Annotated in this window: 23 protein-coding genes and 2 pseudogenes; 9 read left to right on the top strand and 16 right to left on the bottom strand. The window is 64.8% G+C overall.

The features are described from left to right. Window positions 1-9: 9 nt before the first annotated feature. The 6 genes from VITFI_RS05090 to VITFI_RS05115 all read right to left on the bottom strand — a co-directional run bounded on the left by VITFI_RS05090 (window position 10) and on the right by VITFI_RS05115 (window position 4,787). A complete protein-coding gene (locus tag VITFI_RS05090) occupies window positions 10-909 on the bottom strand; it encodes an aminotransferase class IV (protein WP_089416077.1) in 900 nt (299 codons plus the stop codon). Between the two features lie 56 nt (window positions 910-965). After that, entirely contained in the window at window positions 966-2,126 is a 1,161-nt protein-coding gene (locus tag VITFI_RS05095; protein ID WP_089416078.1) for a D-alanyl-D-alanine carboxypeptidase family protein, read from the bottom strand. 68 nt (window positions 2,127-2,194) lie between these two features. Next, window positions 2,195-2,818: an alpha/beta hydrolase gene (locus VITFI_RS05100; protein ID WP_089416079.1), complete on the bottom strand. Its 624-nt coding sequence runs from the start codon at window positions 2,816-2,818 to the stop codon at window positions 2,195-2,197. Next, entirely contained in the window at window positions 2,815-3,141 is a 327-nt protein-coding gene (locus VITFI_RS05105; protein WP_089416080.1) for a (2Fe-2S) ferredoxin domain-containing protein, read from the bottom strand. The genes VITFI_RS05100 and VITFI_RS05105 overlap by 4 nt, the downstream gene beginning before the upstream one ends. Window positions 3,142-3,176: 35 nt before the next feature. Next, on the bottom strand, window positions 3,177-4,331 hold the full coding sequence (locus VITFI_RS05110; protein WP_089416081.1) for a VanZ family protein: 1,155 nt from the start codon (window positions 4,329-4,331) through the stop codon (window positions 3,177-3,179). 12 nt (window positions 4,332-4,343) lie between these two features. Continuing rightward, the gene (locus VITFI_RS05115; protein WP_089416082.1) at window positions 4,344-4,787 is read right to left on the bottom strand and encodes a CopD family protein; all 444 of its coding nucleotides are present in this window, start codon (window positions 4,785-4,787) and stop codon (window positions 4,344-4,346) included. A gap of 303 nt (window positions 4,788-5,090) precedes the next feature. On the opposite strand from VITFI_RS05115, the gene hemB reads away from it, so the two are divergent. After that, window positions 5,091-6,095 carry a porphobilinogen synthase gene (gene hemB / locus VITFI_RS05120; protein WP_089416083.1) on the top strand — a complete coding sequence of 335 codons (1,005 nt, stop codon included), beginning with the start codon at window positions 5,091-5,093 and terminating at the stop codon, window positions 6,093-6,095. Between the two features lie 13 nt (window positions 6,096-6,108). Next, complete coding sequence (locus tag VITFI_RS05125; protein ID WP_089416084.1) at window positions 6,109-7,212, top strand: magnesium transporter CorA family protein; 1,104 nt, start codon at window positions 6,109-6,111, stop codon at window positions 7,210-7,212. A 27-nt stretch (window positions 7,213-7,239) separates the two neighbouring features. Here the strand turns inward: VITFI_RS05125 and VITFI_RS05130 are convergent, their stop codons facing one another. Beyond that, window positions 7,240-8,253: an SLAC1 family transporter gene (locus VITFI_RS05130; RefSeq protein WP_089416085.1), complete on the bottom strand. Its 1,014-nt coding sequence runs from the start codon at window positions 8,251-8,253 to the stop codon at window positions 7,240-7,242. Between the two features lie 59 nt (window positions 8,254-8,312). On the opposite strand from VITFI_RS05130, the gene VITFI_RS05135 reads away from it, so the two are divergent. Then, window positions 8,313-8,726 carry a DsrE family protein gene (locus VITFI_RS05135; protein ID WP_089416086.1) on the top strand — a complete coding sequence of 138 codons (414 nt, stop codon included), beginning with the start codon at window positions 8,313-8,315 and terminating at the stop codon, window positions 8,724-8,726. On the opposite strand, the gene VITFI_RS05140 is transcribed toward VITFI_RS05135, so the two are convergent. From VITFI_RS05140 to VITFI_RS05155, 5 genes and pseudogenes are all read right to left on the bottom strand, one after another. Next, entirely contained in the window at window positions 8,711-9,571 is an 861-nt protein-coding gene (locus VITFI_RS05140) for a sulfite exporter TauE/SafE family protein (RefSeq protein WP_198301630.1), read from the bottom strand. The two genes, VITFI_RS05135 and VITFI_RS05140, sit on opposite strands and share 16 nt — an antisense overlap. 8 nt (window positions 9,572-9,579) lie before the next feature. Beyond that, complete coding sequence (locus tag VITFI_RS05145; RefSeq protein ID WP_089416087.1) at window positions 9,580-10,281, bottom strand: class I SAM-dependent methyltransferase; 702 nt, start codon at window positions 10,279-10,281, stop codon at window positions 9,580-9,582. Beyond that, window positions 10,278-10,685 (bottom strand): annotated as a pseudogene (locus tag VITFI_RS18970) (TlpA family protein disulfide reductase); the annotation flags it as partial. The pseudogene VITFI_RS18970 and the gene VITFI_RS05145, both read right to left, overlap by 4 nt. An 87-nt stretch (window positions 10,686-10,772) precedes the next feature. Continuing rightward, window positions 10,773-11,138, bottom strand: a pseudogene (locus VITFI_RS18975) (prolipoprotein diacylglyceryl transferase family protein); the annotation flags it as partial. A 15-nt stretch (window positions 11,139-11,153) separates the two neighbouring features. After that, entirely contained in the window at window positions 11,154-12,473 is a 1,320-nt protein-coding gene (locus tag VITFI_RS05155; RefSeq protein WP_089416089.1) for a DUF3422 family protein, read from the bottom strand. Between the two features lie 118 nt (window positions 12,474-12,591). Between VITFI_RS05155 and VITFI_RS17840 the strand changes: the two genes are divergently transcribed. The 4 genes from VITFI_RS17840 (at window position 12,592) to VITFI_RS05170 (ending at window position 16,106) form a co-directional block, all read left to right on the top strand. Then, window positions 12,592-12,984: a c-type cytochrome gene (locus tag VITFI_RS17840; protein ID WP_157725572.1), complete on the top strand. Its 393-nt coding sequence runs from the start codon at window positions 12,592-12,594 to the stop codon at window positions 12,982-12,984. Window positions 12,985-13,004: 20 nt separating this feature from the next. Continuing rightward, window positions 13,005-14,378, top strand: coding sequence for an FAD-dependent oxidoreductase (locus VITFI_RS05160; RefSeq protein WP_198301631.1), 1,374 nt, complete (start codon window positions 13,005-13,007; stop codon window positions 14,376-14,378). Between the two features lie 85 nt (window positions 14,379-14,463). Next, on the top strand, window positions 14,464-15,483 hold the full coding sequence (locus VITFI_RS05165) for an MBL fold metallo-hydrolase (protein ID WP_198301632.1): 1,020 nt from the start codon (window positions 14,464-14,466) through the stop codon (window positions 15,481-15,483). Further along, window positions 15,480-16,106, top strand: coding sequence for a class I SAM-dependent methyltransferase (locus tag VITFI_RS05170; RefSeq protein WP_198301633.1), 627 nt, complete (start codon window positions 15,480-15,482; stop codon window positions 16,104-16,106). Before VITFI_RS05165 ends, VITFI_RS05170 begins: the two co-directional genes overlap by 4 nt. Window positions 16,107-16,212: 106 nt before the next feature. Here VITFI_RS05170 and VITFI_RS05175 read toward each other — a convergent pair whose 3' ends face one another. Both VITFI_RS05175 and VITFI_RS05180 read right to left on the bottom strand, forming a co-directional pair. Next, on the bottom strand, window positions 16,213-17,217 hold the full coding sequence (locus VITFI_RS05175) for a cytochrome-c peroxidase (RefSeq protein WP_089417981.1): 1,005 nt from the start codon (window positions 17,215-17,217) through the stop codon (window positions 16,213-16,215). Window positions 17,218-17,430: 213 nt separating this feature from the next. Further along, window positions 17,431-18,405: a LysR family transcriptional regulator gene (locus tag VITFI_RS05180; protein WP_089416092.1), complete on the bottom strand. Its 975-nt coding sequence runs from the start codon at window positions 18,403-18,405 to the stop codon at window positions 17,431-17,433. A gap of 139 nt (window positions 18,406-18,544) precedes the next feature. Here VITFI_RS05180 and VITFI_RS05185 point away from each other — a divergent pair, with 139 nt between their 5' ends. Both VITFI_RS05185 and VITFI_RS05190 read left to right on the top strand, forming a co-directional pair. Beyond that, on the top strand, window positions 18,545-20,014 hold the full coding sequence (locus VITFI_RS05185) for a form I ribulose bisphosphate carboxylase large subunit (protein WP_089416093.1): 1,470 nt from the start codon (window positions 18,545-18,547) through the stop codon (window positions 20,012-20,014). A 36-nt stretch (window positions 20,015-20,050) separates the two neighbouring features. Further along, window positions 20,051-20,488, top strand: a complete 438-nt coding sequence (locus tag VITFI_RS05190) for a ribulose bisphosphate carboxylase small subunit (protein ID WP_089416094.1) — start codon at window positions 20,051-20,053, stop codon at window positions 20,486-20,488. 168 nt (window positions 20,489-20,656) lie between these two features. On the opposite strand, the gene VITFI_RS05195 is transcribed toward VITFI_RS05190, so the two are convergent. Together VITFI_RS05195 and VITFI_RS18880 are read right to left on the bottom strand one after the other, a co-directional pair. Then, a complete protein-coding gene (locus tag VITFI_RS05195) occupies window positions 20,657-21,511 on the bottom strand; it encodes a DNA adenine methylase (protein WP_198301538.1) in 855 nt (284 codons plus the stop codon). Further along, window positions 21,471-21,680 carry a Com family DNA-binding transcriptional regulator gene (locus VITFI_RS18880; protein ID WP_089415330.1) on the bottom strand — a complete coding sequence of 70 codons (210 nt, stop codon included), beginning with the start codon at window positions 21,678-21,680 and terminating at the stop codon, window positions 21,471-21,473. Before VITFI_RS18880 ends, VITFI_RS05195 begins: the two co-directional genes overlap by 41 nt. Between the last annotated feature and the right edge of the window lie 104 nt (window positions 21,681-21,784).

Raw genomic sequence — 21,784 nt, forward strand, 5'->3', positions numbered from 1 at the left:
TGGAAAACGTCAGAGAGAAGGTTCGCGCTTGGCGCGTTGGTAGGCTTCGTAGAGTCGGGCGTACACCGGGCCGGGCTTGCCCCGCAGCGCGCCGTGGCCCACGCCGTCGCCGTCCAGCCGGGTGACGGCCAGGACTTCTTTGCCCGCCGAGCTGAGCAACACCTCGTCGGCGGTGCGCAGGTCGGATTCGCTGATGGGCCGCAAGTTGAACGGAATTTCCAACTCCGCGCACAACTCGCGCAGCAAACCCACACGCACGCCTTCGAGGACGTGGCCATCGTCCATCAACGGCCCGAGCAAGGCGCCTTCGCGCACCACCCACACATTGCTCGACGCGCCCTCGGTGAGCCACGGCCCGCCGTGTTCGCCGTCGCGCAGCAAGATCGTTTCGGTGGCGCCGGCGTCGGCCGACACTTGGCGGGCCAGCACATTGCCCAGCAGCGAGATGCTCTTGATGTCCCCGCGCTGCCAGCGCACATCCCGCGCCGTGACGCAGTGCGCGCCGTGGTGGCGCTCGGCCTCGGGCACCGGTTTGAGCGGGGTGCTCATGATGAACACCGTGGGCGTGGGGTCGGCCACCATGGCGTGATCGCGCAGGGCGACGCCGCGTGTGATCTGGAGGTAGAGCATCTGATCGTCGAACGGCTGGGCGTCGATGATGCGGTGCAGCCGCGCCAGCCAAGCCTCGCGCTCGTGCAGGCTGGGCAGGCGCAGTTGGGCCAGGTTGCGCTCCAGGCGGGCGATGTGGGCGTCAAAACAAAACGGGCGCCGGGCGTACACCGGGATGGCCTCGTACACCCCGTCGCCGAAGATGAAACCCCGGTCGAGCACCGACACCTTGGCCTCGTTCAGCGGCAGCAGCTCGCCGTTGAGGTCGCACAACAGGGTGGGAAGCAGTGGGTCGTTCATCGAGCGATTCTCCTTGCAGATACGGGGCAGACGCAGGGCTGGGGTCGTTCACCCGGTCACTTGAGCCACAGCCGCAGCGCGTCCCAAGCCCGGCCGAACATGCCGGCCTGGGGGACATCTTCCTGCACCAGCAGCGGCAAATCCACCATCGGCACATTGCTCCCGGTCAAGACCCGGATGGTGCCCACGCGCTGCCCCTTGGTGAGCGGCGCCACGAGGGGATCGGTGCGCGTCAGCGTGGTTTTGAGCTGCTGCCCCTGGCCACGCGGCACGGCAACGAACACCGTGCCCGAGCTGCCGAGTTTGACCTCGTTGAGTTTGCCCTTCCACACCGGCACCGTCGTCAGCACGGGGGTGGTTTTGAACATGGGCACGGCCTCGTAGGCGGTGTAACCCCAGTTGAGCAACTTTTGGCTTTCGTTGGCGCGGGCCTGCATGGACGCTGTGCCCATGACCACGGACAGCAGCCGGCGCGGGCCATGTTCCGCGTTGCGCTGGGCCGAGGCGATGAGGCAGTAACCGGCCGCGTCGGTGAAGCCGGTTTTCATGCCATCGACGCTGGCATCGCGTTTGAGCAGCAGGTTGCGGTTTTCTTGCCGGATGCCGCCGTAGCTGTACTCCTTCATCGAGTAGTAGGCCGCGTAGCGATCCGGAAAGTCGCGCACGATTTGCTGGGCGATCAGGGCCAGTTCGCGGGCCGTGCTGCCGTGCCCGGCTTCGGTCAGGCCGGTGACGTTGCGGAATTGGGTGTTTTTCAGCCCCCACGCCTTGGCTTGCTCGTTCATGCGGGCCACAAACGCTTCGACCGTGCCGGCCACGCCTTCGGCCAGCACCACGGCGGCGTCGTTGCCGGATTGGACGATCATGCCTTTGAGCAGCTCGTCCACCGTGGGCGTCATCCGGGGTTCCAGAAACATCAGCGAGCCGCCGTGTTTACGCTCTGTCCAAGCCCGATCAGACACAGTCATGCGTTGATTCAGGGTGATTTTCTTGTCACGCAGGGCCTGAAACACCACGTAAGCCGTCATCAACTTGGTGAGCGACGCGGGCTCGGCGGGGGCGTCGGCGTTGTGTTCAGCCAGCACTTGGTTGGCCGTCAGATCGACCAGCAAATAACCCCGAGCGGCGATCTCAGGCGCCGGTGGCGTTTGAGCGTGGGCAGCACCGGCCCCAAGCAGACAGGTACTGAGAAAAAGAGCGGCGAGACGGCGGGTCATGTCACGAGCGGGAAGTGAAGGGCGCTGCGACCCAATGAGGGCCGCAGGGGGTTTGGCACAGCGGTCAGTCAGTGCCAGGCGCCCAGGATGATCGATTTGAGCAGCCCAAGCTGCCCGTGGAAGAAGTGGCCAACGCCTGGCACCACCACGACGGGCAGGGCTTGCGGTCGGGCCCAGTCCAGCGTGGCGGACAGGGGCACCACCTCGTCGGCCTCACCGTGGATCACCACGGTGTTGGCCGGCACGGCGGCGACTTCAAAATTCACCGTGGCCGGCCCGACCAGCACCAACCGTTCCGCCGGGGCGCTGGCCGCAATTTGGGCCGCTGCTTGGCTGGCCACGTAGGCCCCGAAAGAAAAGCCGGCCAGCACCAGCGGCAAGTCGGGGTTACGTTGCGCGGCGATGACGGCCAGGGCGTCATCGACTTCGCCCCGTCCTTCGTCCCACTGGCCTTCCGACCCGGCTACGCCTCGGAAGTTGAAACGCACCGCCCGGTAACCCAGTTGCACGAACGTGCGCGCCAGGGTTTGAGCGACCTTGTTGTCCATGGTGCCGCCGTGCAGCGGGTGGGGGTGGCAGATCACGGCCACGCCGCGCAAGCCGGTGGCGGGCAGGTGCGGCGGCTCGTCGATGGCCACGGCCAGCGTGCCGGTGGGGCCGGGGAGGGTGCAGCGTCGGGTATGGGCGTTCATCGACCCACCTCGGCAGGCAGCACCAGGCGTTGCACGGGCTGGCCGTTTTTCAGGTGAGATTCGACGATCTCGTCGATGTCGGTGGTGTCCACAAAGGTGTACCACGTGCCTTCGGGGTAAACCACAGCCACAGGCGCGCCGGCGCAGCGATCCAAGCAGCCCGCTTTGTTGACCCGCACGCCACCCGGGCCAGCCAGCCCAGCGGCTTTGACCTGCTGCTTGCAGTGGTCGAATGCAGCATGCGCCGCGTGTGGGGCGCAGCAAGCCTGACCGCCATCGCGCTGGTTCAGGCAAAAGAAGATGTGGTGCTTGTAGTAGCTCATGGGCGGATTGTAGAAAGCCCCCTAGTTATAGGGGGTCAGGTGGCGGGCTTGAAAGGGCGTGATCGCAGGGGCAGGGCCAAGCGGCGTATCAACCAAGCGCCAGCGGCCAAAGGCCAGAGCCAGCCGATCCATTGCGCCAGTCCGTGGAAGCGCACAAACCGGCTTTGTTCCCAGCCTTGGAGGGTTTGGTTCAGGTAAGGGTCCTCCGGGGCTTGGATGACGAGCAGACACAGCAGCGCCAATCCCGCCAGCCCCAGACCCGCTGAGAGGCGCTGGGGCACCCACGCCAAGCCCAGCGCCAGGCCAACGGCGCTCACCAGAGCGGCAGGCACCGCTGGGGACACCCAAGCCAGCGCGTGTTCGGGGCCGAAGTTCAACGCCGCCGAGCAGGTCGCGCCCAGGGCTGCCAGGCCCGTCAGGGCGGGCACCATGGCCATGCGGCGCCAAGGGGTGCGGGTGATGGTGTGGCTCAGCAAACACGGACACAGCAAACCCAGCAGCACCATGAACCCCTCCACCAGCAGAGGCAAACGGGCCTCGCTCACGGTGAGTTCAGCGATCAGCTCCAGAGGGGCCTGCGCCCAGGGGACATCGATGAGCCAGTCGATCAGCGTGTCTTGGACGCGCACCCAGCTCGGGCCCAGCCCCAGGGGAACCGACGTTGGAAACAACAAAGCCGCAGGCCACAGCCACAGCAACACCAAGGCTCCGGTGCTGTGCTGGATGAACCAGCGTTCGCGCCAATGGTGCCAGCGGTCGAGCCAGTCCAGGCGTTCCAGCACCCAGCCGAGCCCGGCACCGACGGCGCCGCCGCCGGTGTTGAGCAGCCAGTCCAGCATTGAGGGATAACGCCGGGGCAGGAAGTGTTGCACCACTTCCATCAGGTAAGACAGCAGCGCTGGCCCTGCAACGGCGATCAACAGGCAGACCAGCGCGGGATGATGCTGACGGCGTCCTGCCACGTAGAGCAAGATGCCCAGCGGCACATACCCGACGAAGTTGGCCCAACTGTCGAACGTGCCCCACCAGCGGGGCAGTTGCAGCCACAGCACGTCATGCCAGTGGACAGCGCCGCCGGGCCAATGCCAGTCCGAAAAGGGGTAGAGGCTGGCATAGACCACCAGCGCCGCCAACGCCAACGCCAGCCCGGTGGCGGAGCTGCGGCGTCTGGGCTGCGCGGCCGGAGGCATGGGGCCGCTGGGTCAGAAGGGCTTGACCACCACCAGCACCACGGTGGCGGCGAACAGCAGCACGGTGATCTCGTTGAACACCCGGAACCAGCGGTGGCTGCGTTGATTGGCTTGCTGCTCGAACTGGCGCAACAGGTGGCGGCAGTAGCCCTGGTAGCCCAGCGTCAAGGTGACGAGGGTGAGTTTGGCGTGCATCCAACCGTTGCCGGGGCCTTTCAAGCCGATGCCGTAGTGGAGCCACAGCACCAAGCCCAGCGCCAGCGCGATCGTCATCAGAATCATGCCGAAGCGGTGCAGCTTGTGACCCATGAGCAGCAGGCGCGCACGTTCGGCGTGGCTGTCCGGCGGCACCATGGCCAAGTTGACGAAGATGCGTGGCAGATAAAACAGGCCGGCGAACCAGCTTGCCACGAACACGATGTGGAAGGCCTTGACCCAGAGGTACGCATTGCTCATGGGTGGAATTATCCGGTGGCCCCTGCGCAGCGAAGGGCAGGGCAGAAAAGAAAGAGCCCCGGCCAAAGGGCCGAGGCTTTAAAAGCCTTGACGCTGTCATCACGTGAAGGCACCTGCTCAGGGAGGAAAAGCAGGGAGGTCAACCCATCCGGGCATCGCTCAGGTACGAACTTTACCACCACATGGGCTCGCTACCATAGGGTCTGGCCGATCAGGGGTGCGCAAAATGGGTTTTGAAACACTCCGGACACATTTGCCCGCCGTCCTGCGTTGCACTCGCTTCTTTTTTGACTGGATGCCACCGTGAGCTTTGCTTCCTATCCTGCTGCCCGTCCCCGCCGCATGCGCCGCGACGCCTTCAGCCGTGCCTTGGTGCGTGAGCATCACCTGCGCCCGGAAGACCTGATCTACCCGGTGTTCATTCTTGATGGCGAGGATCGCGTCGAGCCCGTGGCCAGCATGCCGGGCGTGCAACGCATGAGCCTGGACAAGCTGTTTGTCCAAGCCGAGCAGTGCTTGACGCTGGGCGTGCCAGTGCTGGCGCTGTTTCCTGTGATCGATCAAGCGCTGAAAACCCCCGATGGCCGCGAAGCCATGAACCCCGATGGCTTGGTGCCACGCGCCGTGCGTGAACTCAAGCGCCGTTTTCCCGAGTTGGGCGTGCTGACCGACGTGGCGTTGGACCCCTTCACCAGCCACGGCCAAGACGGGGTGCTGGACGAGTCGGGTTACATCCTCAACGATGAAACCATGGCCATCCTGAGCCAGCAGGCGCTGGTGCAAGCCCAGGCTGGGGTGGACATCGTCGCCCCATCGGACATGATGGATGGCCGCATCGGTGCCATCCGCCAGGCGCTGGAGGCCCACGGCCACATTCACACCCGCATCATGGCCTACAGCGCCAAGTACGCCAGCGCGTTTTACGGCCCGTTCCGTGACGCAGTGGGTTCGGCGGCCAACCTGGGCAAGAGCGACAAAAAGACCTACCAGATGGATCCGGCCAATTCGGACGAAGCGCTGCGCGAAGTGGCGCTGGACATCGCCGAGGGCGCCGACATGGTGATGGTCAAGCCGGGCATGCCGTATCTGGACATCGTGCGGCGCGTCAAAGACGAGTTCCACATGCCGACGTTTGCGTACCAAGTGTCCGGCGAGTACGCCATGATCAAGGCGGCGGCGCAAAACGGCTGGCTCGATCACGACAAGGTGATGATGGAAGCGCTGCTGGCGTTCAAGCGCGCTGGGGCCGACGGCATCCTGACCTACTTTGCGCTGGACGCGGCACGGCTGCTGAAATCCGGCACCTGAAGGCAGATCGGACATGCGCATCTTTCACATCACGCCGGAGCGTTTCGAGGAGCTGCCTGCGCTGCCTCAGACGGTGCCGGACACGGGTTTTCTGTGGGTCGGCTGCGGGCGTCGGGTGTTTGAGGTGCAGCGTGAGCCGATTCAGGCCGCATTGGGGCGGTGGGGGGTCGGGGCGTTGGTGGATCTGCACCTGAGCGACTTGCTCAACGCCCAACTGCCTTCCCATTACGACGACACTTCGTGGTACGACTTGCTGGTGTTTCGCCGCCTGGCGCCCAGCAACAACAGCCGGGATTTGTTTGTCGATGACGAGCACGGCACGCTGGCCGGTGCCCGGCGAGCGTTGGAGGCGATTGACACCAGTCCGGTCGGGTTCGCTGTCTTCGACCGCGTGTTGTTGACCGTCCACCCGACGGATTGTCAAGTGCGCGAGTATTTTGCGCAGCGCCTGGCGCAGCACTCCAAAGAAACGGACCTGCGCGGCAGCGGGCGGTTGCCCGCCAGTCCTGCGGAGCTGATGCTGCGCATGCTCAACCACATGGTGGACAGCTACCTGGAGTTGCGCCGTTTGCTGACACGTCAGCTCACCACGTTGCAGACGGCCTTGCTCAATCCGCGCAGCCAGTTCGATGACTGGGAGGTGCTGCTGGCCTCGCGGGACACGCTGCACATGCTCGAAGACACCTGCGAGGATCAGCGCAGCGCCGTGCAAGAGTGGATCGACGCGCTTGATGAATGGCCCCAAGAATCTGACCCCGAGGCGCGGCGTGAGCGCGAACTGCTGAGGGTGCGTTCGCGTGATGTGCTGGAGCACATCGAACGGGTGCTCAGCCATGTGCGGCGGTTACAGCAGTCGGCGGAGGCGGCGGTGCAGATGCACTTTTCGGCGCTGGGCCATCGCACCAACGACATCATGCGCACCCTCACCGCGCTGACGGCCATTTTTTTGCCGCTCAACCTCATCACCGGCATTTTCGGGATGAACTTCGATGAGTTGCCGCTGATCCACAACCGCGATGGGTTTTGGTTGGCAGCGTTTTTGATGATGTCGGTGGCGTTGGCGCTGGTGTGGCTGTTCTGGCGCCAGCGGTATTTGGGGCGCAACGCCAAGCGGTAATCTTCCGCCAGTCTCCTCCCGCCAGCCTCAACCGGCTTGCAACGGCATGATGGGGGCGACAGGCTCAGGCGCCAGCAGCGTCCCATCGCGCAGGCCGCGTGCGGTGCCCATGCACAAGCCCAAGATGATGATGGAGGCCAGTGCCAGCAGCACTGGCCCGAGCACGGCCAGCAAGCCGCTGCCCGGCGTGGCCAACCGCAGCGTGAGCGCCGCCAAAGCTGCCAGCGGGAAGCTCATGCCCCAATGGGCGACCGAAAACGCCAACCCCCGCAAGCGCGCAGCCAATGTGGCCACCCACAGCAGGCTGAACAGCGCCATGCCCCAGCACAGCCAGCCGATGAGCAGCGGCGCTCCCAGTTGCAGGCTGGACAGCCCCACCACCGCTGGCGGTGCGATGAAAATGAACGTGGTCGGCAAGAGGCGCTCCGGCCACGTGCCTTGCACCGCCAGGCGCACCACCAACAGCACCAGCACCACGGGCCAAAACATCAGGCCGAGACCGAACTGCGCGGCGGCCCACTCTTCATGCCCGAGCGGCACCCCCGCCAGCGGTGCCAGCACGTTGCCGACGATCGGAATGAACAGCGCCGGGGTGACGCTGGCCCACTGCAACCCACCGGCCTTGTTGCCCAACCACCAGCGCGACAGCACCCACAGCGTCACGCCGAACTGCCCGATGGCGCCCAGCCACCACAGGGCGGCGCCCCAGGTCGTGGGGCCGAGCAAAGCAGTGGCGACGGTGGCCATCAGCATCACTGCAATCGGCACAGCAGCGACGAAGGTGTGACGCACGGGGTGTTTCAGATCATCGGCCCAAGCTTCGGGGTGACGCTGCCAGCGCACCCACGATGCGCCGAGCAACACCAACAACACCAAGGCCGCCAAGGCGCCGATCACCAGGGCGATGCCGGTGGCCATCTCCCCCATGAGCGGCGCCGCACGGTGCCAAGCCAGGGACAGGCCGCTCAAGCCCATGACGGTGGCGAACCAACCGGGAAATAAAAACTTGAGCGCAGCAGGGGGAGAGGCGGGAAAGGTCATGAGTGGTTGAAAGATGTGGATACAGTGGCCGGTATTCTGAACAAACCGGAGATGTCTGCATGATGCTGCGCAATGCAACCCTGGGTGTGGTGTGGGGCTGGATGGCCCTGTGCGCCCAGGCCCAGGACAGGGTGGTCTACCACGTCAACGATGCCGCGACACAGGCCCCCTTGGCGCTGCGCTACATCGGCAACCAGCTCGACCACGATCCGGCCACCCAAGTCACCCTGGTGGCGCACGGTGCGGGGGTCGATTTCCTCATGGAAGGCGCCAAGGATCGCCAGGGTGTGGCTTATGCCTCTGCTGTGGCGGCGCTCAAGGCGCGGGGCGTGCATTTCGAGGTGTGCCAGGTGACGATGAAAAACCGCAACCTGCGGCCCGACCAGTTTCTCTTGGAAGCCGAATACACCCCCGCTGGGGCCGTGCGCCTGACCAAGTTGCAGATGCAAGGCTGGGCCTACATCAAGCCGTGAGTGGGGGCCGCGCTGGCCCAACTCAGCAGTGCTTTGGCCGCCATCGTCAAGGTGACGCCGGCACACAGTAAGGCAAAAATTTGCTGCAAGCGACGGCCCGCCAGTCGATGAGCCACTTGCCGGCCCAGCAGCAGTGCGCTGGCCGCGCCCAGGCCGAATGGTGCGGCCACGCTCCACGGAAAGGTGCCATGCCCCGCCGCAGCGGTGATGCCTCCCATGGACACCAGCGCAATCACCGCCAACGAGGTGGCGGCGATGCCACGCGGTGAAATGTCGGTGTGGCGCGTCAGCGCTGGCACGATGACGAAGCCTCCGCCCACGCCCAGCAACCCACTCAACAGCCCGGACAACATGCCGATCCCCGCCAGTGCCCGGGCACAGGGGCGGGTCCATGTCAGGCGGCCTTCGTTGGGGTTGATGCGGCAGGGGCGGCGCTCCTGAGGGAGTTGCGGCTCTTCGCCGGCGGGGGTGGGGGCCGCGTCGCTGCGCGATGCCCGCCACATGCGCCAAGCCGATTGGCCCATCACCACCGAGAACATCAACATCAGCGGCGCCGTGGGCAGGTGTTGCGCCAACCACACCCCCAGCGGTGCCAGCGCCATGCCTGTCAGGCCGATGAGCGCGGCGGCGCGGTAGCGCACCAGCCCATCGCGCAGCCCGAGCACGGCGCCCAGCCCCGACGCCAATCCCACCGCGACCAGCGCGACCGGGGCCGCTTGTTGCATCGGCAGGCGCAGGCCAAACACCAGCAGCGGCACCGCCAAACTGCCCCCGCCGGCCCCGGTCAAGGCCAAGATCACCCCGACGATGGCGCCCAGCCCGCCTGCCAGCAGCGTGTTGTCCATGATCCGCGTCAGGCGTTGCGACGCAACAGACGCACCCACATCGGACGGGTGAATACCAGCCCGTCGGCGCCCAGGTGCGGACGCAGCGCGGCTTGCACTTCGGCCCGTTTGGCATCGTCGATGGCGTGATCCACGAACGTGGGGAACAACATGCGCTGCTCGAAGGCCTCGATGCTGGCGAAGTGCGCTGGCATGTCGAACCGCTCGCAGGCTTCTTCTCGCCAAGTGCCGACAGCGATGGCGGCATCGAGTGCCGCTTGGGCGGCGGCGCGCACCACGCCTTCATCGTTGTAGAGTTTGACGATGTCGTTCAGGGCGCCGTCGTAGACCGGCTCGCTCACATACAGCCAGCCGCCCGGGCGCAACACACGCGCCACCTCGGCCAACGCCTGCGCCATGTGATCCACCGGGACATGGTGCAACGATTTGAGCATCAACGCGCCATCAAAGCGCCCATCGGGCAGCGGGATGTGTTCCGCGCCGCCAGCCAGAAACACCAACCCTGCTTGCGGCTCAGCCAGGTTTTTGACGTGCTGGCGCATGTCGGTTTCCAGGCCCATGACGTGGGCGCCTGCAAAACGCCCCACCAAACTGCGGGCCAAGCGAGCGGCCCCGCAACCCAGTTCAATCAATTGGGCCCCGGGCAGGGGCACCAGGCGGGCCAGCACGTCGAGTTCGTCGGCAATGAGCGGGGTATCGGCAGTGTTCATCGGTGAGAGGCTGAGGAGGATGACGAAGGGGATGGGCGCAACGCCCGCAACTCGGTTTCCAGCGCCACGGCGGTGAGGATGCCAAAGTGGCGTGACACCACTTGGCCATGCGCGTCGTAAAACACCGTGGTTGGCAAGCCGGGGGAGCCCAAGGCCGGGCCCAGGGCGCGGGCGCTGTCGAGCCAGACATGGTCAGGTGTCCAGCCTGGGTCGTTCAGGTAAGCACGGACGGCAGCCGCGCTCTCGCCTTGGTTGACGAACAGGATGTCCAGCTCGGTTTCGCGGCGCTGGGTGGCAACCAGCAAGGGCATTTCCGCTCGGCAGGGGCCACACCAACTGGCCCAAAGGTTGACCACGCGGGGCCGTCCGGTGGCTTGACCCAGGTGCAGCACCTGGGCCGACCCGTAGAGTGCCTGCACCGGCACCGACACCGGTGGCGGCGGGCGTCCCACACCGAGCGCCCACCCCAGCATCAATGCTCCGCTGGCGCTGAGGGTACACGCGCCCCACACGGGCCGGCGCAGCCCTGGCGTGTGCCGCAGACCCCAGGCCAGCGCGATCACGCCGGCGAGTCCGCCGGCGACCCACGAGGCGCCCCCATCGCGCACATCCAGCACGCTCCACGGGGACGACGCGAACACCTCGGCGTGTCGCACCACATGGCCCAACCGCGCCGCCAACCCACCCACCAGCGCGGCCACCATCACCACCTGACCGGCGCGTGCGGCTTGTGCCGGGACATCAGGCGCCAGATGCCGGGCCCAGCGCTCAGCGCCCCACGACGCCCACCACACCGCCCCGAGCCACAGCACCGGAAGCAACGGCAACGCCACAGGGCCCAGGGAAATCGACAGCATGGGGAGGAGGGTTCATCAATGACCACCCGCGTCGTGCAACTTGGCGTGAATGCGTTGGGTGGCTTTCCATACCCCCCACAGTACCACAGGAATCAAACTGCCCGCGAGCACTTCGGGATTGAGCGGCAAGCCCGCGCCCTTGAGGGCTTTGCCGCCGTACAGCACCAAACTGACCATGTAATAAGAGATGGCGGCGATGGACAAACCCTCCACCGTCGATTGCAGCTTGAGTTGCAGCTCCTGCCCCCGCGTGAGTTTGGCCAGCAGTTGCTGGTTTTGCGCTTCGGTGGCGATGTCCACCCGCGTGCGCAGCAAGGCGCTGGCGCGTTCGATGCGCTGCGACAGCCCAGCCAAGCGTCGCTCCGTGGCCGCCACGGTGGCGATGGCGGGTGAGAAGCGGTGTTGCATGAACACCCCGAGCGTCTGCGTGCCCGGGATGGCCACCTCGCGCAGCTCGCCAATGCGCTGGCGCACCAGCTCGGCATAAGCTTGGGTGGCGGAAAAGCGGTAACTGTGTTCCGCCGTGGCCCGTTCGATTCCCGCTGCGACGTGGATCAAACGGTGCAACAGATCGGGCTCGGAGGTGCTGCTGCTCTCCAAATGGGCGGTGATCTGCGCCAACCCGGCTTCGGCTTCCGCCAGTTGCGGGGTGAGCGACTTGGCCGACGGCAGCCCCCGCAGCGCCATCAACCGGTAAGTTTCCAGCTCTAACAGACGTTGCGAAATGCGGCCCGCACGGGTTTCCGTGGTGCCCGGTGGGGCGATCACCAGCATGCGTTCAAACCCCGAATCGCGCAGGCGAAAGTTGGTGACGGCCAGGGAGTGCCCGCCTCCGAGCAGCGATGCGAGCACGGTGCGACCGCCCATCCAGCGTTGTGCCAGGGCCAGCACGGCGTGGGGATCGGTGATGTCGTGGGTGACCATCGCCAGCTTGATGGCGGCCACGGTGCGCCCCGGAATGCCCGCCAACCATGCCGCCGGCAGCACCAGATGGCTCAGCAGCTCGGGTTCCTCAGCACCGAGTTGAGCCGAATCCGGCAGGGGTTGTACCAACGAGTAGCGCGTGAACTCGGTGTGGCGCTCCCACTTCAGGGTGAATCCGGGTCGCCGCAGGCGCAAAAAATGGCCCCGTAAATCGGCCTGCGGCAGCGCTTCCAACCCTGGCAAACGGCGCAGGTGTTCCCACTCCTGTTCCCGGCTGACGCCTTCATTGAGCACGGCCACGTACACCACCAAAGCAGGCAGCCGGATGCGCGCCGATGGACGGGCGTGGATTTCGTTGTGCAGCAGTTCGCGTTGGGCGTCGTTGGGGGGGAGTGCGGTGAGGGCAGTCATGGTGGGCCAAAGAGAAACAGTCGCCAGCCGGGCAGCAAGTATGGGGCCCGCTGTTGTTAAGCCGACCCTAATGCGGGCGGCCAAGAATACCCCTGTCGGTTTCACAGGAGGTGGAGACATGCGCAGGGCGAACAAAGCCGCACGCGGCCCCGGGTGGGGGCTGGTTGCGGGGTTATCTATCGCGTTGGTGGGATGCGGTGGGGGGACGGACGAGTCCGCCAGCGCCGCTGAGGCCACCGCTGCAACGGCGGCCAGGGCTGTGGCCGTGCAAGAGGCCAGCTTGGGCCAGCCGGCCAACACCACGGGGCGGTTGCTGGCGTCCAACTGTTTCCAATGCCACGGCACGGGGGGCATGGGCGGGTTGGAAAAAATTCGGGGAGGGGAGGTCAGCGAAGTGCGCGAATACCGCGACCTGCTGCGCCAACCCGCCAACCAAGACATCATGGCCGCGCACGCCCAGGGTTACACCGACGCGCAGATCGCCGCCATCATCCAATACCTCCAGCAATGAATCGCACCGGGAGTGATGCCATGCAAACGAATGGAAATGGAGCGGTGTCACGGCGCCGTTGGTTGGCCTGGGGGTTGGCTGGCCTTGGGGGCAGCACCGTCGGTTCGATGGGCTGGGCGGGCAGCGGCACGTCCGTGACCTTGCCGCTGGCGCAGACCGGTTTGACCGGGCGCATCGTGGTGATCGGGGGCGGTATGGCCGGCACCACGGTGGCCAAGTACCTGCGCTTGTGGGGCGGCACCGGTGTACAGGTGACGTTGGTGGAAACCGAGGCGCATTACACCTCGCACATCATGAGCAACCTCGTGCTGAACGGCAGCCGGGATGTGGCTTCGCTGCGTTACACCCACGATCGCATCGTCAGTGCTTACGGTGTCAAGCGCCAGCGGGGCACGGTCAAACGCATCAACACTGCAACGCAGCGCGTGATCCTCACCGATGGCACTCGCTTGCCCTACGACCGGGTGATCGTGGCTCCGGGGGTGCAATTCGATGAAGCCTACGGCCTCACCCAAGCCGACTACGCCACACGCACGCCCCATGCCTGGCGTGCTGGCGCACAAACCACGCTCTTGCGCCAGCAGATCGCCGCCATGAAGCCAGGGGATGTGTTTGTGATGACGATTCCCAAAGCGCCTTACCGCTGCCCGCCCGGGCCGTACGAGCGCGCTTGCTTGGTGGCCGATCACCTCAAACGCCGCTTGGGTGCCGCTGCCCGGGTGGTGGTGCTGGATGCGAATGCCACCATCCAAGCCGAGCCGGAAAACTTCCACCGGGCGTTCACCCAGATTCATGCGGGGGTGATCGACTACCGCACCGATGTCACCGACGTGCAGATCGATCCGCTGACCCGCCGCGTGAGTTGGACAGAGCTCAGTGGCGATACCGTGGATCTTCAAGCGGCGGTGATCAACCCGATTCCGCCGCACCGGGCCACCGGCAGCGAGCCCGGGGACTGGCTGGCGCAGGCGGGCGTGATCAACAGCAGCGACGGGCGTTGGGCGGTGGTGGATGTGTTGAACTACGAATCCACAGCGGTGCCGCGTGTTCACATCATCGGGGACGCCGCACAGTGTGGGCTGCCCAAAGCGGGGCACGTGGCCAATCAAGAGGCCAAGATTTGCGCCGATGCCGTTTTGCGGGCGTTGGGCCAACGGGCACCCGATCCGGCACCGGTGGCCAACTCGGCGTGTTACTCACCGATCACGGCCAACACGGCGTCGTGGCTCACGGCGGTGTACCAGTACGACCCGGTCACGCGCAGCATGAAAGTCGCCGCCGACAACGGCAGCACCCTCACTGGCCGCGCCATTGAGGCCGCGCAGATCAACAGCGCGAACTTTCGCCAGATGCAAGGGTGGTTCACCGCTCTGATGGGCGATACCTTCGCCTGAATCGGTTGGAATCGGCGGGGCTGGTTATATCAGTGAATGCTGATAGTATTGCGGGCTTTCCTTCTTCTTCTATGTGGAGACTGCCATGCCCTTGCCGATTCCCTCCATGTCGCGTCGAACGGCCTTGCGTTGGGGCGGCGTGCTGGCCGCAGCGTCCAGCACGCCGCACTGGCTGCCGCTGGCGCGTGCCGCCGATGAGTTCATTCGCGGCCCTGCCGTGCCCGACTATCCACTCAAGCGCCTGAGCCCACGCGTGGCGATGGTGTGGACGCCAGACGGTTTTCCCACCCCCGAGAACCGGGGCATGATGGCCAACATCACCTTTGTCCAGACCTCCGAGGGCGTGGTGGTGGTGGACACCGGGGCATCGGTGCAAATCGGGGAAATGGCGGTGCGCCGGCTGCGCACGCTCACCGACCGGCCTGTGGTGGCCATCATCAACACCCATTACCACGGTGACCACTTTTTGGGCAACCAAGCGTTCGTGCAGGCGTCTGGTGCTGCGCTGCCGATCTACGCTCATCCGGTGACGCGCCAGCACATCGCGGGGGTCGAAGGCAACCTCTGGCGTTCGATGATGGAGCGCTGGACGAATGGCGCGACGCTGGGCACAGACGTGGTGGTGCCCAACCGCGAGGCGGGTCATGGCACCGAGCTGCGTTTCGGTGATACCACGTTGCGCCTGCACCATCACGGCACGGCCCACACGCCGGGTGATGTGTGTGTGGAGGTGGTGCAAGATCGGGTGGTGTGCGTGGGGGATGTGGCCATGAACCGGCGCATCGCCAATCTCGACGAGGGCAGTTTCTTGGGAACCCTGCGCACCTTCGATGCACTGGAGCGCGACACCCGCGCCACGCTGTGGGTGCCCGGCCACGGGGACGCCAGCGCCACTTTGTTGACCGAGCAGCGCGCGTTGTTTGAAGGCATTTACCGCACGTGTGAACAGGCGGTGAAAGAGGGGCAACCGCTGGAAAGCGCCAAACCGCGTGTGCTGGCCGATGCACGGGTGAAGAAGTTTGCGCAGGGCACCCAAGGATGGGATGGCAACATCGGGAAGTACATCAGCATCGCCTACTTGGAGGCGGAGAAGGAGGCGTTTTGAGCGCGTTTTTCTGGGACGAACGTTTTGCCGAGCCGGGCTACAAGTACGGCACGGCCCCGAATGCCTTTTTGCGTCAGCAGTGGCCGATGCTGGCGCTGCCCGCGTCCTTACCGCGTGTGCTGGTGCCAGGGGATGGGGAAGGTCGCAACGGCGTGTGGCTTGCACAGCAGGGGGCGCAAGTGCAAGCCGTGGACGCGTCAGAGGTGGGGCTGCGCAAAGCGCACGCTTTGGCCCGGCACACCGGCCCAGAGGTGGCCACCCGCTATGGCACCGAGGTGGCCGATTTGGCGTTGTGGTCACCTGAACCTGGCGCCTGGGATGCTGTGGTGCTGGTCTACACCCATTTGCCAAGCCCCCTGCGCCGGACGGTGCATGCCCGTCTTGCCCAAGGGTTGAAACCGGGTGGCGTGCTGCTGCTGGAGGCGTTTCATCCGGCGCAGTTGGGGTTCAGCAGTGGGGGCCCGCGTGACGCGGACATGCTCTACACCCTGGCCACCTTGCGCGAAGATTTCGCGGGGCAGCTCGACGAAACCCTGGGCTGGGAAGGCACCATTCACCTGGACGAAGGCCCCGGCCACCAAGGCCCAGCCCATGTGACACGCTGGATCGGGGTCAGGCGCTGAGGCGCGGGCGCACCCGCAAATCACGCAAGACCCGCTCGGCGGTCATGTGGCAGGGGCGGGCCAGCAACACCGCCGCCATGACCAAACGCGCAGGGCTGCGCTCCCTTTATTCGAACGGACGTGGGCGCGGCGTGGCATCCGTGGACGGCGGCAGAATCGGCAGGGCGAACTTCGGCTGCTCGCCAGTCAGCGTCTTGAGGAAAGCCACGATTTTGGCGTTCTCATCGGCGGTGAATTGTTTGCCCAGTTGCAGGCGGCCCATGATGTCCACCGCTTGGGTCAGCGTTGCGGCCTCGCCGTCGTGGAAATACGGGTAGGTCAACTCGACGTTGCGCAGGGTCGGCACCTTGAAGTTGAAGCGATCTGCATCTTTACCGGTCACGGCCATACGGCCTTCGGCAGGGCTGCTGGCCTTGTACGGGGCCACGACGCCCATTTTCTGGAACGAGTTGCCCCCCACCGCTGGGCCGTTGTGGCAGGCCACACAGCCGCTGTTCTTGAACAGTTGGTAGCCGGCCAGTTCGTCGGCGGTGATGGCCTTCTTGTCACCCTTGAGCCATTTGTCGAAGCGCGAATTCGGGGTGACCAGTGTTTCTTCAAAAGCCGCAATGGCCTTGGTGACTTGCTCGATGTCGAGGGTGTCTTTTTTGAACACCTTCTTGAACTCGGCTTGGTAAGCGGGGATCGAGGTCAGCACCTCAACGGCGAGCTGGTGCGTGAAAGCCATTTCACCTGGATTGGCGATCGGGCCGCCGGCTTGGGCTTGCAAGTCTTTGGCGCGCCCGTCCCAGAACTGGGCCAAGTTCATGCTGGAGTTGAGCACGGTGGGGGCGTTGATTGGGCCTTTTTGCCAGTTGTGACCGATGGACGTTTTGAGGTTGTCCGTGCCGCCCATGCTCAGGTTGTGGCACGAGTTGCAGGAGATGAATCCCGACTTGGACAGGCGCGGTTCAAAGTAAAGCTTCTTGCCCAACTCGACCAGCGCTGGATCACCCACTTTGGCGGCTTTGATGGGCTGAATCGGTTCCGGGCTGGCGGCTTGTACCGTGGCCGTGCCCATCGTGACACCGAACACCATCACCGCCGCAGCGGTCACCCAAGAGGAACTCATGATCACACCTTTATCGCCCGTTGGCAGACGTTGCATTCGCGTACGGCCGGGCTGTCAAACCGTGCGAGTGGCATTTCTGGACGCTGTCCAAATTGCGGCGTCATTCCATCTTCAAACCGATGGGCCTCGATGGACGATCTCCTCTTGTTTGAGGAAGGTTTGATCACCAACATCACCGCCAGCCTGATCGGTAACAGCCTCAGCTTCAAGCGCTCAAGGCGCCGTGAAAGGAGCGTCTCCCAGGAAGGGCCGGTCGTGCGCAGCCAGCCAGGCTTCGCCTTGCTCCAAGATGAAATAACGAAACGCCTCAGCCGCCGGTGAAAGCAGTTTGGCTTGCAGATGCACCACGTTCCAACTGCGCATCACGGGCGTGTGCTCCACCGGGATTAGCAGCAGTTCGCGGGCGCGCAGCTCCAAACCCAAGGTGTGTAGGCTCAGGAAACCCAGGCCCATGCCGGCCATCACCGCTTGTTTGATGGTTTCGTTGCTGGGCATGACCATGCCGATGTGCGGCTCGATGCGGTGCTCGTGAAAGAACCGATCCATCAGCGCCCGCGTTCCTGAAGCCGCTTCCCGCACCAGCAAGGGGTGGTGCGCCAGGGCCGATAAAGGCGGATCCCCCTGCGCCAACACCGGATGCCCCGGCGGTGCCACGAACACGTGCGGATGCGCCGCGAATGGCTCGGCCCGCGTGGCCAACTCACGCGGCGGGCGGCCCATGATCGCCAAATCCACCTCCCCCGCTGCCAGCAGCGCCACCAGCTCCTCGCGGTTGGCACCCACCTGCAAGCGCAGCTCCACGCCGGGGTGTTCTTCGCGGAAACGCGCCAGCAAGCGCGGCACGAAGTACTTGGCTGTGCTCACCAACCCGACGCTGAGCAAACCCGTTTCCAGGCGGCGAAAACGCAGCATGGCGTCGTCCGCGTCCTTCAGTGTGGCCAGCAGGCGCTTGGCGTAAACGAGGAAGTATTCGCCGGCAGTGCTCAAGCTGACCTTGCGGCCTTGGCGGTCGAACAGCGGCAGAGCGATGGCGGCTTCCAGCTCCTTGACCTGCATGGTCACCGCCGGAGGGGTGAGGTGCAGCGCCTCGGCGGCACGGGCAAAACTCAAGTGCCGTGCCACTTCGGTGAAGACGCGCAGTTGGCGGAAGGTGATGTTGCGAGTCTGTGATGGGGCAACGAGGGACATGAGGAAACCCCCTTTCAATTTAGTTTTGCTGAATTGGAAACCAACAATTTGTGAATTTACCTGAGTCATGGGGCTTTCTACAGTCCTGGCATCGCAGCACTGAAACGGGCTGTTTCAGGCCCTTCTGAGGAGACACACGATGAATGCCGCCACCGATGCCGGGGTGATCACCGACGCCAAAAAGCGCTACAGCGCCGGCGTGCTCAAGTACCGCCAGATGGGCTACTGGGACGCCGATTACGTGCCCAAGGACACGGACACGCTGTGCCTGTTCCGCATCACCCCGCAGGAGGGGGTCGATCCGATCGAGGCGGCAGCAGCGGTGGCGGGCGAGTCTTCGACCGCGACTTGGACGGTGGTCTGGACCGATCGCCTCACCGCTTGCGACAGCTACCGCGCCAAGGCTTACCGGGTCGAACCCGTGCCGGGGCGTCCGGGCGAGTATTTCGCCTGGGTGGCTTACGACATCATCTTGTTTGAGGAAGGTTCGATCGCCAACATCACCGCCAGCTTGATCGGCAACGTCTTCAGCTTCAAGCCGCTCAAGGCGGCCCGCCTGGAAGACATCCGCATGCCTGTGGCGCTGGTCAAGACCTTCAAAGGCCCGCCCACCGGCTTGGTGGTCGAGCGTGAGCGGCTGGACAAGTTTGGCCGTCCGCTCCTGGGGGCCACCACCAAGCCCAAGCTGGGCCTGTCCGGGCGCAACTACGGGCGGGTGATTTACGAGGGCCTCAAGGGCGGGCTGGATTTCATGAAGGACGATGAGAACATCAACTCGCAGCCCTTCATGCACTGGCGTGACCGCTTCCTCTACGTGATGGACGCGGTGAACAAAGCCAGCGCCGCCACCGGGGAGGTCAAGGGCAGTTATCTGAACGTGACCGGCGCGACGATGGAAAACATCTACGAGCGGGCCGAGTTCGCCAAGGAGCTGGGTTCGGTGGTGATCATGGTGGATCTGATCATCGGCTGGAGTGCCATCCAGTCCATCGCCAACTGGGCGCGCAAGAACGACATGATCGTTCACATGCACCGCGCCGGCCATGGCACCTACACCCGCCAGAAAACCCACGGGGTGAGTTTCCGGGTGATGGCCAAGTGGCTGCGCTTGGCCGGGGTGGATCACCTGCACACCGGCACAGCGGTGGGCAAGCTGGAGGGCGATCCGCTGACGGTGCAGGGTTACTACAACGTCTGCCGCGACAGCTACACGCGCCAAGACCTGCCACGCGGCCTGTTCTTCGACCAAGACTGGGCGGACATGCGCAAGGTCATGCCCGTGGCTTCGGGGGGCATCCATGCCGGGCAGATGCACCAGTTGATCGACCTGTTCGGGGACGACGTGATTTTGCAATTCGGGGGCGGCACCATCGGCCATCCGGCGGGCATCCAGGCAGGAGCGGTGGCCAACCGCGTGGCGCTCGAAACGATGGTCAAGGCCCGCAACGAAGGCAAGGACATCAAGAACGAAGGCCCGGCCCTCCTGCGCCAGGCGGCGAGTTTTTGCACGCCCTTGAAACAAGCGCTCGATACCTGGGGCGAGATCAGCTTCAACTACACCAGCACCGACACGAGCGACTTCGCCGTGACGCCCTCCACCAGCGCCTGAGCCACATCCTCCCCACCCGAATCGGAGACACCCGCCATGATGACCAACCCGACCGGCCGGCTCACCCAAGGCCAGTTTAGCTTCTTGCCCGACTTGACGGACGCGGAAATTGCCGCGCAGATTCAGTACGGGCTGAACCAGGGTTATGCCTGGAGCATCGAGACCACCGACGATCCGCACCCGCGCAACACCTACTGGGACATGTTCGGTATGCCCATGTTTGACTTGCAGGACGCGGCTGGCGTGCTGCTGGAGTTGAACAACTGCCGGGCGATGTTCCCGAACCACTACATCCGCCTCATGGCGTTTGACAGCACGCGGGGCGTGGAGTCCATCACGATGAGTTTCATCGTCAACCGTCCGGCCAAGGAGATGGGGTTCGGTCTGGTGCGCCAGGAGGTGCAAGGCCGCAGCTTGCGCTACACCGTCCACAGCTATGCCACCGACCGTCCGGAGACGCAGCGGTATTGCTGACGGCACGGTGCCCCCTCTCCCCTTGTGGGAGAGGGCTGGGGGGAGGGGGAGTCCCTTCACCCACATCACCAGCTTCCCTAGGTGAAGCCGCGCGCGATAAATCCAGCCCACCGCGCGCGATAAATAACAGGCCAGAGTAGTTGCAGCCTGTGCAATAGATTTGCAGAGCTACGGCAGCGCATCCGCCGCACGCGGGGAAATCCACAGCACCTCGGTGCGTGGTTGTCGCAAAACTCCCACAGCAAAATGCGCCCGCTCCACCCGCCGCCACCCCACCAGCATCTCGTCGTACAGCGCGGACGGGTATCCGGCCAGCACCACCATCCCCTTGCAGCCCAGTAGCACCTCCAGCAGCTCGACATGCTGTTGCGTGGTCAGCTCATGCCGGTAGCCTGTGTCGGATCGAGTGGAGGGGACGTAGGGGGGATCGACGAAATGCAGCGTCTGGGGCGTGTCCTGGGCTTTGATCACGGCCAGCGCATCACGGCACTCGATCACCACGCCTTGCAGCCGACGCCGGACAGCCACCAAGCTGCGCGGGTACGTGACCCATTCGCCGGCCTTGCCCCTGCCTGACCCCGTGCGGTGCCGCGCGTCGGCAAACGACCGCTTGCGCGGATCGAACACCGATGCGTGGTGAAACGACAAATAGGCGCGAATGATCGTGCGCTGAGCCGTCACCACCGGATCGGTAGACGACATGAACGCCTGGTCAAACTCGGCGCGGGCGTAGGGTGTGCGGCGCAGCTTGCGCATCAGCGCTGCGCATTGCATCGGGTCTTGGATGACGCGGAACAGCGACACGATCTCACTGTCGAGGTCGTTGTAGACCTCAATCTCGCTGCGGGTCTTGCGCATCAGCACGCTGGCCGCGCCACCAAACGGCTCGACGTAAATGCGGTGGGGTGGAAGGTGCCGAAGCACCCACGGGGCAATCGCCCACTTGCCTCCAAAGTAGCGCAGCACCGCCCGCTTGGGGCCATCAGCGGCCAAGCTGGCCGGTTTGGTTGTCGTCTGGTTCACAGAGCCGTCCTCGTTGATGAGTCGCTCTGTGGCGATCGGGGGATTGCGGGATCGTGTCCCTGGTCACGTCGCACATGGTGCCGCATCGCGGGCATTTGATTTGCACTCGGCCGATAAACCGTGCACGCGCCAGCAGCTTGTTACAGCCGCACCTGATTTCCTCATTCATTTTGCAAGCCTGTTGCAATTTCTGCCACGTAGGCTCCACCTGCTGCGCGCGCAGTAGTGGGGCCTTGGCCGGCTTGCAGCTCCTTCTGCATGACGGGGCCGCCA

Source organism: Vitreoscilla filiformis, from assembly GCF_002222655.1.
GTDB classification, from domain to species: Bacteria; Pseudomonadota; Gammaproteobacteria; order Burkholderiales; family Burkholderiaceae_C; genus Ideonella; species Ideonella filiformis.

Excerpts from the sequence above, each read along its gene's own strand:
- VITFI_RS05140 (WP_198301630.1), bottom strand. The coding sequence starts at position 9,571 with ATGGACAACACGCTGCTGGCAGGCGGGCTGGGCGCCATCGTCGGGGTG.
- VITFI_RS05190 (WP_089416094.1), top strand. The coding sequence starts at position 20,051 with ATGATGACCAACCCGACCGGCCGGCTCACCCAAGGCCAGTTTAGCTTC.
- VITFI_RS05185 (WP_089416093.1), top strand. The coding sequence starts at position 18,545 with ATGAATGCCGCCACCGATGCCGGGGTGATCACCGACGCCAAAAAGCGC.
- VITFI_RS05180 (WP_089416092.1), bottom strand. The coding sequence starts at position 18,405 with ATGTCCCTCGTTGCCCCATCACAGACTCGCAACATCACCTTCCGCCAA.
- VITFI_RS18880 (WP_089415330.1), bottom strand. The coding sequence starts at position 21,680 with ATGAATGAGGAAATCAGGTGCGGCTGTAACAAGCTGCTGGCGCGTGCA.
- VITFI_RS05175 (WP_089417981.1), bottom strand. The coding sequence starts at position 17,217 with ATGAGTTCCTCTTGGGTGACCGCTGCGGCGGTGATGGTGTTCGGTGTC.
- VITFI_RS05135 (WP_089416086.1), top strand. The coding sequence starts at position 8,313 with ATGATGCTGCGCAATGCAACCCTGGGTGTGGTGTGGGGCTGGATGGCC.
- VITFI_RS05105 (WP_089416080.1), bottom strand. The coding sequence starts at position 3,141 with ATGAGCTACTACAAGCACCACATCTTCTTTTGCCTGAACCAGCGCGAT.
- VITFI_RS05160 (WP_198301631.1), top strand. The coding sequence starts at position 13,005 with ATGCAAACGAATGGAAATGGAGCGGTGTCACGGCGCCGTTGGTTGGCC.
- VITFI_RS05095 (WP_089416078.1), bottom strand. The coding sequence starts at position 2,126 with ATGACCCGCCGTCTCGCCGCTCTTTTTCTCAGTACCTGTCTGCTTGGG.
- VITFI_RS05110 (WP_089416081.1), bottom strand. The coding sequence starts at position 4,331 with ATGCCTCCGGCCGCGCAGCCCAGACGCCGCAGCTCCGCCACCGGGCTG.
- VITFI_RS05090 (WP_089416077.1), bottom strand. The coding sequence starts at position 909 with ATGAACGACCCACTGCTTCCCACCCTGTTGTGCGACCTCAACGGCGAG.
- VITFI_RS05155 (WP_089416089.1), bottom strand. The coding sequence starts at position 12,473 with ATGACTGCCCTCACCGCACTCCCCCCCAACGACGCCCAACGCGAACTG.
- VITFI_RS05165 (WP_198301632.1), top strand. The coding sequence starts at position 14,464 with ATGCCCTTGCCGATTCCCTCCATGTCGCGTCGAACGGCCTTGCGTTGG.
- VITFI_RS17840 (WP_157725572.1), top strand. The coding sequence starts at position 12,592 with ATGCGCAGGGCGAACAAAGCCGCACGCGGCCCCGGGTGGGGGCTGGTT.
- VITFI_RS05130 (WP_089416085.1), bottom strand. The coding sequence starts at position 8,253 with ATGACCTTTCCCGCCTCTCCCCCTGCTGCGCTCAAGTTTTTATTTCCC.
- VITFI_RS05100 (WP_089416079.1), bottom strand. The coding sequence starts at position 2,818 with ATGAACGCCCATACCCGACGCTGCACCCTCCCCGGCCCCACCGGCACG.
- VITFI_RS05145 (WP_089416087.1), bottom strand. The coding sequence starts at position 10,281 with ATGAACACTGCCGATACCCCGCTCATTGCCGACGAACTCGACGTGCTG.
- VITFI_RS05115 (WP_089416082.1), bottom strand. The coding sequence starts at position 4,787 with ATGAGCAATGCGTACCTCTGGGTCAAGGCCTTCCACATCGTGTTCGTG.
- VITFI_RS05125 (WP_089416084.1), top strand. The coding sequence starts at position 6,109 with ATGCGCATCTTTCACATCACGCCGGAGCGTTTCGAGGAGCTGCCTGCG.